The following is a 13,281-nucleotide window of genomic DNA, read 5'->3' as shown; positions in this document are numbered from 1 at the left end:
TTACGCGCCGCGTTGCAGCGCGGGTGCGGCGGCGTCCTCGGCGAGCCGCTCGGACAGGAAGCGCATGGCCGGTCCGGCGAAGGCCATCGCGCCGCCGATGTGCTCGCGGCCCTTCAGGGTTCGCATGGTGGCGTCCGCGCCGAGCGCCGTCCAGTCCTCCGCCAGCCGCACGGCCTGCGGATACGGGATGACCTGTTCGGCGGTGCCGCCCGCGACCAGCACCGGTGCGGTGGGCGCGATCCCGCCGAGCCGGTTCTCCAGCAGCCGGGCTTTCACCTCGGGCACCTCGAAGGGCAGGCGGTGGCAGTAGGTGGAGACGCGGGTCGGGACCAGCAGACCCGCGCCGACGCCGAGCAGGCCGGCCGCGGCGATGTGGGTGCGGCGGAACAGCGCGGCCAGGGCGCGGCCCTGGGTATTGAGGTGCCGCAGGACATTCAGTTCCGGATAGGCGGCCTCGATGCCGAGGACGCCGTAGAAGAGGAGGAACGCCGCGGGGGTCCCGTCCAGGAACTTCACCATGTCGAGCATGTCGGCGGGGGCCGAACCGACCGCCCCGCCCGCGATTCGCAGCTCGGGAGCGTAGGTGGGCGCCAGCTGGAGAGCCCAGCCCGCGGCATTGCCACCCTCGGAGTAACCGTAGATACCGACCGGACCGTCGTGATCCAGGTCCGCTCCGGTCACGTGCCGTGCGGCGCGGATGCTGTCCAGGACGGCGGGGCCGAGGGCGCGGCCCATGACGTACGGGTGCAGGCCGGGATTGCCGAGTCCGGGATAGTCGGTGACGGCCAGGGCCCAGCCACGATTCAGGGCGACACGCAGGAAGACCGACTCGTACTCGACGCCGAAGCGCAGCTGCCAGGAGGCGGCGGCGACCGTGCTCGCCAGACCCTGGGTGCCGACCGCGTAGCCGACGAGCGGCCGGGGGCCGGGACCGCGCCACGGCGTGTTCGGAACCAGGACGGTACCGCTGACCTGCGACGGAGCTCCGGTGGCGGTGGTCGAGGTGTAGCTGATGCGCCAGGCGCGCGCGGGCAGTTTCAGTCCGGGCAGCATTCTCGCCGTCATCGGTTCGGCGGCCAGCAGTCTGCCGGGTCCGAACGCACCGACCGCCGCCTCATCGAAGCGGTTGGCGTTCGCAGTCATCGTTGCCTGCCCTTCTTGCACTAACTCGCGTTATGCAGTTGTCGCGCAACCGGATCCAAGGGGCATCAGCTGTCCCGGACAGTCCGGCTGATCGAAACCATACCCACTATGCGAGATAACGACACCTGTTGTCACAACAACTCCCAGTCGGTGGGACGGCGCATACGAGACAACCGTCCAGATCACCCGAAATACTCCCGCCCCGCCGCGGGTTACCGAAGCTGTGACCGTTCCACGCATCCTGCTGGTCTCCGGCAGCACCCGTGAGGCCTCGACCAATACCGCCGCGCTGCGCACCATAGCGGCCGACGCCGGGCCCGACTTCGTGGCCGTCCGATACGAGGGCCTGCTCGACCTGCCCGCCTTCGTGCCCGGCGCCGATCCCGAACCGCCGGTGGTCGAGGCCCTGCACCGGCAGCTCGCCGAGGTCGACGCGGTGTTGTTCTGCACCCCCGAATACGCGGGCATGATCCCCGGCAGCCTGAAGAACCTGCTGGAGTGGACGGTCGGCAATGCCGATCTGAGCGACAAGCCGGTCGCCTACGTGAACGTCGCCTACGAGGGCCGCGGCGAGGCGGCCGTGGCGACGCTGCGCACGGTGCTCGGCTATGTCGGGGCCGAACTGGTCGAAGCGGCCTGCGGGCGAATCACGGTCCTGCAGAGCGCCGTCGGACCGGACGGATCGGTCGAAGACACCGAGGCCCGCGCCCGCCTGAACGCCGCCGCCCGCGCCCTGGCCGAACACGCCGCCCGCCCCGCCGAGTCGGCGACCACGGTCCGGCTCGACGCCTGAACGCCCCCGGACACGCCGAGGGGCACACCACCACCGGTGTGCCCCTCGGCGACGCGCGCCGGATTCAGTCGACGTGGTCGGGGAAGGCCTGCTGGCGATGGCCGCCCCGGAGGGTGCCCTCCAGATAGGCTGCCTTGCACGCGCGGCGCGCGATCTTGCCGCTGGAGGTGCGGGGAATGGACCCCGCGGGCACCAGCAGCAGGTCTCGGACGGTCACGCCGTGCCGCTTGGCGATGGCCGCCCGCACGGTCTCGGTGATCGGCTCCGGATCGAGTTTGGCCGCGCCGGTTCCGCGTTCGGCCACGATGACCAATTGCTCGGCGCCGGTTGCCGGATCCGAGCCGTTGACCGTGACCACCTCGCCGGGCAGCTGGTCGCCGGCGACCGAGAAGGCAGCCACGAATCCGGGTCGCAGCGCGGTGCTGGACTCCTGGGCGGAGTACTCCAGATCCTGCGGGTAGTGATTGCGCCCGTCCACGATGACCAGGTCCTTGACCCGGCCGGTGATGAACAGCTCGCCGTCGTAGTACGCACCGAAGTCGCCGGTGCGCATCCAGTTCGCCTCCGGCTCGGCGCCTTCGGCGTGGCTCCGGGACTGCCGGGTGACGATCCGGTTGTGGAAGGTGGCCTCGCTCTCCTGGGGACGCCCCCAGTAGCCGCGCCCGATGTTCGCGCCGTGCAACCAGATCTCGCCGACCTCACCGTCGGGCTTCTCCGCGCCGGTCTCCGGATCCACGATGGCCGCCCACTGCGATAGCGCCACGTACCCGCAGGACACCTGGGACACAGCGTTTTCCGCGTGCTCGTCGACCTCCACCATGCGCCCGGCATTGAGCTTGGTGCGGTCCACCCAGACCGTGCGGGCCTCGTCCTCGCGCTTGGTGGCGGAGACGAACAGGGTGGCCTCGGCCATGCCGTAGCAGGGCTTGATGGCGGTCTTGGGCAGGCCGTAGGGGGCGAAGGCGTCGTTGAACTTCCGCATGGAGGTCACCGACACCGGCTCGCTGCCATTGATCAGGCCGATGACATTGGACAGGTCCAATTCCTCACCGGGCTTCGGCAATCCGCGCGCCGCCGCGTGCTCGAAGGCGAAATTGGGTGCGGCGGCGAATATCTCGGCGCCGTCCTCCTGGGCGGCCAGTTCCTTGATCCAGCGGTGCGGCCGGCGCACGAAGGCGCTGGGCGACATGATGGTGATGTACTTGCCGCCCAGGGTGGGCAGGATGACCGTCAGCAGCCCCATGTCGTGGAACAACGGCAGCCAGGTGACGCCGCGCGCCTTCTCGGTGATGCCGATGGCGTCGATCATCTGCAGCAGGTTGGTGCCGACCGCCCGGTGGGTGATCTCGACGCCGGCGGGGATGCGCGTCGATCCGGAGGTGTACTGCAGGTAGGCGACATCGTCCATGTCCAGGTGCGGGCGCACCCAGCTCTCCCCCACCCCGTCCGGGATGGCCTCGACCGCGATGATGCGCGGACGTTGTGGCGCGGGCAGGTGTTTGAAGATCTCGCGCACTCCGGCCGCGGCCGAGCCGACGGTCAGGATGGCCGAGGGCTTGCAGTCCTCGAGCACCGCGTGGAGCCGGTCGGTGTGGCCCTGCTCGTCCGGATCGAACAGCGGCACGGCGATATTGCCCGCGTACACCGAGGCGTACATGGACACGATGTAGTCCAGACCCTGCGGCGCCAGGATGGCGACGCGGTCCCCCGGCTGCGTGACCTGTTGCAGCCGGGCGGCTACCGCGCGCAGCCGGACGCCGAAGCGGTTCCACGTGATGTCGTGGTACTCACCGTCGCGTTCGCGTGAATAGTCGATATAGCGGTAGGCGAGCTCGTCCCCGTTGGCCGCGGCATGCTTGTCGACCAGGTCGACCATGGTCTGGTTGTCAGGGATCTTGATGTGGCCGTGCTCGTCCAGATAGTCATCGAAGGTCTCGCCGATCATTCCCTATCCTTTTTCAGCTCGCGGTCCGTCAGAACCGCGCAGTGACACCGAACAAAGATCGACACGAAAGCCCGAATGTAGCTGGGGGCTTGGGGACTCTAGCAGAGCGTCAGTACCTGCCGAAAGCGATGGCGACGTTGTGCCCGCCGAAGCCGAACGAGTTGTTGAGCGCGTACTCGTAGCGTCCCGGCCGGGCCTGGCCCTTCACCACGTCGAGGTCGATCTCCGGGTCCTGGTTCTCCAGATTCAGTGTGGGAGGAACGATTCCGTCCCGCACGCTGAGCACGGTGATGACCGACTCCAGCGCACCGACCGCGCCGATCGAATGTCCGAGCGCGGACTTGGGCGCGTACACCGCGGCATGATTGCCGACCGCTTGCTGAATCGCGTTGGCCTCCGCGGTATCCCCGATCGGGGTGGCGGTGGCGTGCGCATTGATATGCGTGACATCGGATTTGGCCAGGCCCGCGAACTCCATGGCGCGGCTCATCGCGCGGGCCGCGCCGGTGCCCTCGGGATCGGGGGCGACCAGGTGGAACCCGTCGGAGGTGATGCCCGCGCCCATGATGCGGGCGTGGATGGTGGCCCCGCGCGCCTTGGCGTGCTCCTCGGTCTCGATCACCATGAGCGCCCCGGCCTCACCGAAGACGAACCCGTCGCGTTCCATGTCGAAGGGGCGGGACGCGCCCTTGGGGTCGTGGTTGCGGGTGCTCATGGCGCGCATCATGGAGAAGCCCGCGATGGGCAGCGCCTGGATGGAACCCTCCACGCCGCCGGTGACCACCATGTCGGCATCGCCCATGACGACCGTGCGCCAGGCGTTCGCGATCGCCTCGGAACCGGATGAACACGCCGAAACGGGCGTCGACACACCGGCCCTCGCACCCAGTTCGACACCCACGCAGGCGGCCGCGCCGTTCGGCATGACGGCTTGCACGGTGTGCGGCAGCACCTTCCGGTAGCCGCCGTTGATCAGCTTGTCGCGGGTGGTGATGAGCATCTCCGCACCGCCGAGACCGGTGCCGATGGAGACGGCGAGGCGATCCTTGTCCACCTCCGGGGATCCGGCGTTGGCCCAGACCTCGCGGCCCAGCACCACGGCCATCTGCTCGACGTAGGACAGGCGCCGGGCCTCCGCCTTGGACAACTGGTCGGTGGGCGACACCTTGAGGTGCCCGCCGATCCGGACGGGCAGGCCGAAGTCGTCGAGGAAGCTGTCCTCGAGGACGTCGATCCCGCTCTCGCCGTTGAGTAGCCCCTTCCACGTCGAGTCGACGTCTCCCGCGATCGAGGTGGTCGCCGCCAGGGAGGTGACTACGACACTGGGGTATTTCCGGCGGTTGGGCGTCTGCATGTTCACACTCTCCGTAGCAATGCTTCGGCGAATCGACGCTCGATCCGCGTGGGCTGTCAAGGGCAGGTGGAAACTGACGAGCGGGCCCGGCTGTAGAGACTCCGGCGGGGTGATGAAGACAATATTCGGCGAACTGGGCTAGATTATCCAAGGCGAAGCCGACCAGTCCCATTAAGCGACACGCGGGCATCCCTTTTCAATCCCCAGGGTCCTTCTCGACGCGGCGGCCGATCGCCGGATCTCCCGAGCATCATTCCCGCAGTGCCGAGCCATTTCAAGGGAGGGCATACGATCGTGGCCAGGAGTCTCACGCAGTTGGAGCTGCTCCTCGAGCTGGAACCGATTGCCGAGCAGAACGTGCACCGCCATCTATCGATGGCCAAGGACTGGCACCCCCACGACTACGTGCCGTGGGACCAAGGTCGCAACTTCGCAGCTATGGACGGCACGGACTGGCAGCCGGAACAGTCGACTCTCAGCGAAGTCGCCAAGGCGGCAATGATCACCAATCTTCTCACCGAGGACAATCTGCCCAGCTATCACCGGGAAATCGCTGAGAACTTCTCCCAGGACGGCCCCTGGGGCACCTGGGTGGGCCGCTGGACCGCCGAGGAGAACCGGCACGGCATCGTGATCCGGGACTACCTGGTGGTGACCCGGGGCGTGGACCCGGTGGCGCTGGAGCAGGCGCGGATGACGCACATGACGAGCGGCTACAACGCCGCCCAGCTGATCAGGAAACACGCCGGCACCGACTACGTGCCCGCCGATGCCGGATTCATGCATTCCGTGGCCTATGTGACGTTCCAGGAATTGGCGACGCGTGTGTCGCACCGCAATACCGGCAAAGCGTGCGACGACCCCATCGCGGACCGCATGCTGCAGCGCATCGCGGCCGACGAGAACCTGCACATGATCTTCTACCGCAATATGTGCGCCGCGGCCCTGGACCTCTCGCCGGATCAGGCCATGGAGGCCATCGCCAATGTCGTGCTCCGCTTCCAGATGCCCGGCCTGGGGATGCCCAACTTCCGCCGCAACGGCGTGCTGATGGCCAAGCACGGCATCTACGATCTGCGCCAGCACCTGGAGGAGGTGCTGCTGCCCAACCTCAAGAAGTGGAACATCTTCGAGCGCAACGATTTCGGGCCCGAGGGCGACCGCCGCCGCAACGAGGTAGGGGTGTACCTGGACAAGCTCCAGAAGGACGTCGTCCGGTTCGAGGAACAGCGGGACAAGTCCCTGGCCCGCGAGGCCCGGCGCACCGGCAACCCGCCGCTGCTCATCGGCTGAATCACCCGGCGGCACCCGGTGGCCGGACGACATCCACCGGGTGCCGTCGGGGCGCGTCAGAACAGCGTCATCGGATCGGTGGGTTCGGGGGTGGGCAGCGGCTCCAGATCGGGCACGCGCGCGGCCACCTCGGCGTGGAAGCGGCGGGCCAGCGTGCGGGAGGCCGCGTTGTCCGGCGTGTGGATGAACACCGTGGGGGAACGACCTTCCCGCAGCCAGTCGACCGTGGCGTCGATCCACGGCTGCCAGCCCGCCACGGTGGCGGCGGTGTCGTCGCGGCCGTGATAGCGGACGATCGGGAACTCGGTGAGCGCGCGGGTGCGGCGGGGGTTGTCGGGCTTCTTCGACGACGCCTCGTACTCCGCGGCGCTGGTGGGCGGGGCGGCGAACAGGACGGTGGTGTCGAAGGGTATCCACTCGGCCCCGGCCGCGTTCAGTACCGCCTCGAGTTGCGCTGTGGCGCGCGGATTCTCGAAGAAGGCCGGGTGGCGCACCTCCACGGCGCAGCGGTGGTGGGACGGGATGGCCTGCAGCAGGTCGGCCAGCGCGGTCAGGTTGGTGAACGAGCCCGGCAGCTGGATCCACAACGCGTGCAGGCGGCGGCCCAGCGGTTCGATGGCATCGAGGAAGCCCGACATCTCGTCGTCCACGCCGGTGAGCCGGCGGTCGTGGGTGATGGTGCGGGGCAGCTTCATGACGAACCGGAAGTCGGGATCGGTTTGCCGGGCCCAGGATTGGACGGTCCGACGCTGCGGGACCGCGTAAAAGGTGGTGTTGCCCTCCACCGCGTTGCACCAGGAGGAGTAGGTGCGCAGGCGTTCGGCCGGGGGTATCGGCTTCTCCTGCCAGTCCGGGTGTGTCCACATTGCGCAACCGACGTAGAGCCGCATACCTGCCACGTTAGGTCAAGGGCTTCTTGGGGCGCAGCCAACCGAAGGTAAGCTCCACCGCCCGCCGCCAGTTGTCGTACTCCTCGGCGCGCAGCGCGGGGTCCATACGCGGCAGCCATTGGGCCGCGACGCGCCAATTGTGGCGCAGGCCCTCGAGATCCGGCCAGAAACCGACCGCGAGGCCCGCCGCGTAGGCCGCACCCAGCGACACCGTCTCCGCCACGATCGGGCGCAGCACCGGGATGTCGAGGACGTCCGCGACGATCTGCATGAGCAGGTTGTCCGAGGTCATGCCGCCCGCCACCCGCAGCGATGCGGCCCGCAGCCCGGAGTCGGCGTTCATGGCCTCGAGCACGTCGCGGGTCTGCCACGCCGTCGCCTCCAGCACGGCCCGCGCGATGTGCCCCTTGGTGATGTACGAGGTGAGCCCGATGAGCAGCCCGCGCGCGTCGCTGCGCCAGTGCGGCGCGTACAGGCCGGAGAAGGCGGGCACCAGGTAGCAGCCGCCATTGTCTTCCACTGTGCCCGCGAGGGTTTCGATCTCGGGAGCGCTCGCGATCAGGCCGATATTGTCGCGCAGCCACTGCACCAGCGAGCCGGTCACCGCGATCGGGCCCTCCAGGGCGTACACCGGATCCGGGCCCACCTGATAGCCGATGGTGGTGAGCAGCCCGTGTTCGGACCGCACCAGCTCCTTGCCGGTGTTCATCAAGAGGAATCCGCCGGTGCCGTAAGTACATTCGGTCTCGCCGGGCGCGAAACAGGTCTGACCGAACAGCGCCGCGTGCTGGTCCCCGAGCGCCGCCGCGATGCGCACGCCGGGCAGCACCTTCGCCGCGGTCCCGAAGTCTCCGGTGGAGGGCTGAATGACCGGCAGCATGGCCCGCGGAATGTCGAAGAACCGCAGCAGCTCCGAATCCCATTGCAGCGTAGCCAGATTCATCAGCAGGGTGCGCCCGGCATTGGTGACGTCGGTGACGTGCGCTCCCCCGTCCGGCCCCCCGGTGAGGTTCCAGACAAGCCAGGTCTCCATCGTCCCGAACAGCACCTCGCCGCGTTCGGCCCGATCCCGCAGGCCCGGCGTGCGGTCCAGCAGCCAGCGCAGCCGGGGCGCGGCGAAGTAGGTGGCCAGCGGCAGGCCGCAGAGCTCCCGGATACGTTCCGCCCCAGGGGTTTCCCGCATCCGCTCGACCAGGTCCTCGGTGCGCACGTCCTGCCACACGATGGCGCGGGCGACCGGCACGCCGGTGGCGCGGTCCCACACCACGGTGGTCTCGCGCTGGTTCGCGATGCCCACCGCCGCCACCTGATCGGCGGTGATGCCCGAATCCCGCAGGGCCGCGGGCACGATGCGCTCCACATTGCGCCAGATCTGCACCGCGTCCTGCTCCATCCAGCCCGGCCGCGGGTAGTACTGGCGGTGCTCGCGCTGCGCCACGCCGCTCAGGCGGGCGCGCTGATCGAAGAGGATGGCCCGGGTCGAGGTGGTGCCCTGGTCGATGGCGAGCACGAACCGCTGCGTCATGCGTGACCACTCCTGTCCGGGAAAGTCATTGCGCGCCACCGAGATCCCGGGAGACCGCGGCCGCCGCGTCGCGGACCTGGGTGACCGGCGCGGATCGGATGCGCAGCTGTCCGTCGCAGAGCCGATCGATCGGCCCGGTGATGCCGATGGCTCCGACCACCAAACCACCTCGGGAGCGAATCGGCGCGGCGACACTCGCCTCGCCGGAACGGTATTCGCCGATATCGCCTGCCCATCCGGCGCGCCGGACCTCGGCGATCGCCCGCCGCAGCGCCGCCGGATCGGTGATGGTGCGATGCGTGAGGGCGGGCAGCGCGCCGTCGCGCATCCCGTCGGCGAGATCGCCGTCGTAGGCCAGCAGTACCTTGCCCAGCGCGGTCGCGTGCGGCGGCAGTTCCTCGCCGACCGCGAGTTCCTGTTCGGTGTTGTCGGGCCGGAAGACGTGGTGGACGACCACCACACCGCCCTCCACGGGCGCGGCGATGCGCACCGATTCACCGCTGCGCGCGGCCAGGGCGTCGGCCCGGTTGATCGCGCGGGAGCGGAGTTCATTGGCGTCCAGATGCCCGGCCCCGAGGTCCTGCAGCGCCGGACTCAGCAGGTATTTGCCGCTGACGGGGTCCTGATCGACGAATCCGACGCCCTGCAAGGTCCGCAGGATGCCGTGCGCGGTGGGCTTGGCCAGGCCGAGCGCCGCGGCGATCTCGCCGACCGCCATCCGCCCGGAACCGCGGGCCAGCAGCCGCAGAATGGCCGCGGCGCGCTCGATCGACTGAATCGGTCCCGGCACGCTTGAAACCTATCAGTCGTTATCCGGCGGCTAACCGTTCGGCATTGTCGAACGCGTCCCCTGTGCGGACGACGTTCCCCTTCGTAGCGTTGGCATCGGCCCGGTACGCACCGGTTCCACCCGCTCCACCCCCGCCGCCACCCCGGGGACCCAGGGATATCGGACTCAATGGCGAGCTTCCCGAAAGGACCGCGATGACGCAGTACGTCGGAGCCATCGATCAAGGCACGACTTCCACGCGCTTCATGGTGTTCGACCACGGCGGCACTGTGGTTGCCCGCCATCAGCTCGAACACGAGCAGATCCTCCCGCAGGCCGGTTGGGTGGAACACAATCCCGACGAGATCTGGGAGCGTACCCGCACCGTCATCAAGAGCGCCCTGGCCGGCGCCGGTTTCAACGCGAGCGACCTGGCCGCCGTCGGCGTCACCAATCAGCGCGAGACCACCATCGTGTGGAACCGCCGCACCGGACGCCCGTACTACAACGCCATCGTCTGGCAGGACACCCGCTCCGATCGCATCGTCGCCGAGGTCGAGAAGGCGGGCAAGGGCGATCTGATCCGCGAACGCGCCGGACTGCCGCCCGCGCCGTACTTCTCCGGCGGCAAGCTGAAGTGGATCCTCGACAACGTGCCCGGCGTACGCGAGGACGCGGAGGCCGGGGACGCCCTCTTCGGGACGCCCGACACCTGGATCATCTGGAACCTCACCGGCGGCGTCCACGGCGGTGTCCACATCACCGACCCCACCAATGCCTCGCGCACCATGCTCATGGATCTCGAAACCCTGGACTGGGACGAGGAATTGCTCGCGGTGTTCGACGTGCCGCGCGCCATGCTGCCGCGCATCGCGCCCTCGGCCGACCCCGAGAGCTTCGGCACCACCAACCCCGACGGCCCGTTCAAGGGCGCGGTACGGATCGCGGGCGTGCTCGGCGATCAGCAGGCCGCCACCGTCGGCCAGGTGTGCTTCCGGCCCGGCGAGGCCAAGAACACCTACGGCACAGGCAATTTCCTCATGCTGAACACCGGCACCGAGATCGTGCGATCCAAGCACGGGCTGCTGACCACCGTCGCCTACCAGTTCGGCGAGGACAAGCCGGTGTACGCGCTGGAGGGCTCGATCGCCGTCACCGGGTCGGCCGTACAGTGGCTGCGCGACCAGCTCGGCATCATCTCCGGCGCGCAGCGGGTCGAGGCGCTGGCCCGGCAGGTCTCCGACAACGGCGGCGTGTACTTCGTGCCCGCCTTCTCCGGCCTGTTCGCGCCCTACTGGCGGGCCGACGCCCGCGGCGTCATCGTGGGCCTGTCGCGTTACAGCAACAATGCCCACATCGCCAGGGCCACACTGGAATCCATCTGCTACCAGACCCGCGACGTGGTCGAGGCCATGCAGCAGGACTCCGGCGTCACCCTCGACACGCTGCGCGTGGACGGCGGCGTCACCGCCAACGAACTCGCCATGCAGATCCAGGCCGACTTCCTCGGCGTCCCGGTCTCACGGCCGGTGGTCGCGGAGACCACCGCGCTGGGCGCGGCCTACGCCGCCGGGCTCGCGGTCGGATTCTGGAGCAGCACAGACGAACTCGTCGCCAACTGGCACGAGGACCGGAACTGGCAACCCACCATGACCGAGGAGCAGCGGCAGCGTGGATACGCGCGCTGGCTCAAAGCCGTGTCCCGCACCCTCGACTGGGTCGACCTCGACGACGAGGACTGAGCGGTGACCGGCGCCCATCACAAGCCTGAAAATACCGATAGCAAGGAGCATTTCGTGTCCGCACAACTGGATCCCGCCTACCGCGCCCGGGCGATTGATTCGCTCGGCGACACCGAAATCGACGTGCTCGTGATCGGTGGTGGAGTGACCGGAGCGGGCGCCGCCCTCGACGCCGCCTCGCGCGGGCTGTCCGTCACCCTGGTCGAGGCGCGCGACTTCGCCGCCGGCACCTCGAGCCGGTCGTCCAAGCTCATCCACGGCGGCCTGCGCTACCTCGAACAGTACGACTTCGCGCTGGTGCGTGAGGCTTTGAAGGAACGCGGCCTGCTGCTCAGCAAACTGGCCCCGCACCTGGTGCACCCGGTGTCGTTCCTGTTCCCGCTGCAGAAGCACTACGAGCGCTTCTACATCGGCGCGGGCATCGCCCTCTACGACACCATGGGCGGCGCGCGCTCGGTGCCGATGCACAAGCATCTGAGCCGTTCCCGCGCACTGGAATTGGCGCCCGCGCTCAAGGAGGACGCCATGACCGGCGCGATCCGCTACTACGACGCGCAGGTCGACGACGCCCGCCACACCATGATGATCGCGCGCACCGCCGCCCAGCACGGCGCGACCGTGCTGACCCGCACCAAGGTCACCGGTCTGCTGCGCGACGGTGAGCGGATCGCCGGCGCGAAGGTGGTGGATCTGGAAACCGGTCTGGAGCACAGCATCCGGGCCCGCACCGTGATCTCGGCGACCGGCGTGTGGACCGACGACATGATCAAGATGACCGGTGTGGAGTTCCCGTTCCACGTGCGCATGTCCAAGGGCGTGCACATCATGGTGCCGCGCGAGAAGCTGGACCTGGGCACCGGCATCGCCATGAAGACCGAGAAGTCGGTGCTGTTCGTCATCCCGTGGGCCGAGCACTGGATCATCGGCACCACCGACACCGACTGGTCGCTGGACAAGAACCACCCGACCGCCACCGCCGGGGACGTCCAGTACATCCTCGACCACGTCAATTCGCTGCTGCGCGAACCGCTCACCCGCGCCGACATCGTCGGCACCTACGCGGGCCTGCGGCCGCTCATGACCGGCGCGTCCAAGGAGACCTCGAAGCTCTCGCGCGAACACGCGGTGGCCGAGCCGGCCCCGGGCCTGTTCGTCATCGCGGGCGGCAAGTACACCACCTACCGGGTGATGGCCGCCGACGTGGTCGACGCCGCCGCCGAACGCCTGGGCAGCGACGTCGCGCCCTCGGTGACCGCCAACCTGCCCATCCTGGGTGCGGTCGGCTACCAGGAGCTGCTCGACCGGACGCCCGAGGTGGCCGCGGCCGCCGGACTGCCCGAGCAGACCGTCACCCACCTGCTGGGCCGCTACGGCTCGCTGACCGACGAGATCTTCGACCTCATCGCGGCGGTTCCCGCACTGGCCGAACCGATTCCGGGCGCGGAGGACTACCTGGGCGCCGAAGCCGTCTACGCCGCCACCCACGAGGGCGCGCTGCACCTGGACGACCTGCTCACCCGGCGCACCCGTATCTCCATCGAGGTGCCCGATCGCGGACTGCGGGCGGCGCGCGAGATCGCCCGGCTCATCGCCCCGCACCTGGGCTGGGACGACGAACGCACCAATGCCGAGATCAACCGCTACTTCGACCGCGTGCACGCCGAGCTGGCCGCCAACGAGGAGAAGGACGACGAGGCGGCCAACGCGGCCCGCATGATCGCCGTCGGCTGACGACGGATCAAATGGTCCCGACAGGGCCCACCGACCTCGGCGAACGCCGAATGTCGGTGGGCCTTGTTAGTTTTCGCCGCACATCGAGTTGAACGT

Annotated in this window: 10 protein-coding genes; 4 read left to right on the top strand and 6 right to left on the bottom strand. The window is 68.8% G+C overall.

Features of this window, described 5'->3' with window-relative positions:
- Positions 1-1,143 (bottom strand): lipase family protein, encoded by a 1,143-nt coding sequence (locus ABZ382_RS30180; RefSeq protein WP_357095885.1) that lies wholly within the window; start codon positions 1,141-1,143, stop codon positions 1-3.
- Between the two features lie 223 nt (positions 1,144-1,366).
- Here ABZ382_RS30180 and ABZ382_RS30175 point away from each other — a divergent pair, with 223 nt between their 5' ends.
- Positions 1,367-1,936: an NADPH-dependent FMN reductase gene (locus tag ABZ382_RS30175; protein ID WP_357095882.1), complete on the top strand. Its 570-nt coding sequence runs from the start codon at positions 1,367-1,369 to the stop codon at positions 1,934-1,936.
- Between the two features lie 64 nt (positions 1,937-2,000).
- Here the strand turns inward: ABZ382_RS30175 and fadD32 are convergent, their stop codons facing one another.
- Positions 2,001-3,878, bottom strand: coding sequence for a long-chain-fatty-acid--AMP ligase FadD32 (fadD32, locus tag ABZ382_RS30170; RefSeq protein WP_357096067.1), 1,878 nt, complete (start codon positions 3,876-3,878; stop codon positions 2,001-2,003).
- A gap of 112 nt (positions 3,879-3,990) precedes the next feature.
- The gene (locus ABZ382_RS30165; protein ID WP_357095879.1) at positions 3,991-5,235 is read right to left on the bottom strand and encodes a KasA/KasB family beta-ketoacyl-ACP synthase; all 1,245 of its coding nucleotides are present in this window, start codon (positions 5,233-5,235) and stop codon (positions 3,991-3,993) included.
- A gap of 294 nt (positions 5,236-5,529) precedes the next feature.
- Here ABZ382_RS30165 and ABZ382_RS30160 point away from each other — a divergent pair, with 294 nt between their 5' ends.
- On the top strand, positions 5,530-6,528 hold the full coding sequence (locus ABZ382_RS30160; protein WP_357095877.1) for an acyl-ACP desaturase: 999 nt from the start codon (positions 5,530-5,532) through the stop codon (positions 6,526-6,528).
- Positions 6,529-6,584: 56 nt separating this feature from the next.
- On the opposite strand, the gene ABZ382_RS30155 is transcribed toward ABZ382_RS30160, so the two are convergent.
- Genes ABZ382_RS30155 through ABZ382_RS30145 form a run of 3 tightly spaced genes read right to left on the bottom strand, consistent with a single transcriptional unit; the run spans position 6,585 to position 9,733 of the window.
- The gene (locus ABZ382_RS30155; RefSeq protein ID WP_357095874.1) at positions 6,585-7,418 is read right to left on the bottom strand and encodes a DUF72 domain-containing protein; all 834 of its coding nucleotides are present in this window, start codon (positions 7,416-7,418) and stop codon (positions 6,585-6,587) included.
- Positions 7,419-7,428: 10 nt separating this feature from the next.
- On the bottom strand, positions 7,429-8,943 hold the full coding sequence (gene glpK / locus ABZ382_RS30150; RefSeq protein WP_357095871.1) for a glycerol kinase GlpK: 1,515 nt from the start codon (positions 8,941-8,943) through the stop codon (positions 7,429-7,431).
- Between the two features lie 25 nt (positions 8,944-8,968).
- The gene (locus ABZ382_RS30145; RefSeq protein WP_357095868.1) at positions 8,969-9,733 is read right to left on the bottom strand and encodes an IclR family transcriptional regulator; all 765 of its coding nucleotides are present in this window, start codon (positions 9,731-9,733) and stop codon (positions 8,969-8,971) included.
- A 194-nt stretch (positions 9,734-9,927) separates the two neighbouring features.
- On the opposite strand from ABZ382_RS30145, the gene glpK (ABZ382_RS30140) reads away from it, so the two are divergent.
- Together glpK (ABZ382_RS30140) and glpD are read left to right on the top strand one after the other, a co-directional pair.
- Positions 9,928-11,454: a glycerol kinase GlpK gene (gene glpK / locus ABZ382_RS30140; RefSeq protein ID WP_357095866.1), complete on the top strand. Its 1,527-nt coding sequence runs from the start codon at positions 9,928-9,930 to the stop codon at positions 11,452-11,454.
- Between the two features lie 54 nt (positions 11,455-11,508).
- Positions 11,509-13,185 carry a glycerol-3-phosphate dehydrogenase gene (gene glpD / locus ABZ382_RS30135; RefSeq protein WP_357095864.1) on the top strand — a complete coding sequence of 559 codons (1,677 nt, stop codon included), beginning with the start codon at positions 11,509-11,511 and terminating at the stop codon, positions 13,183-13,185.
- Positions 13,186-13,281 lie beyond the last annotated feature (96 nt).

Origin of the sequence: Nocardia sp. NPDC005825 (assembly GCF_040630175.1) — a bacterium.
Classification (GTDB): domain Bacteria; phylum Actinomycetota; class Actinomycetes; order Mycobacteriales; family Mycobacteriaceae; genus Nocardia.
The sequence above is the reverse complement of the archived record's forward strand: the minus strand, read 5'-3'. Positions and strand labels throughout refer to the sequence as shown.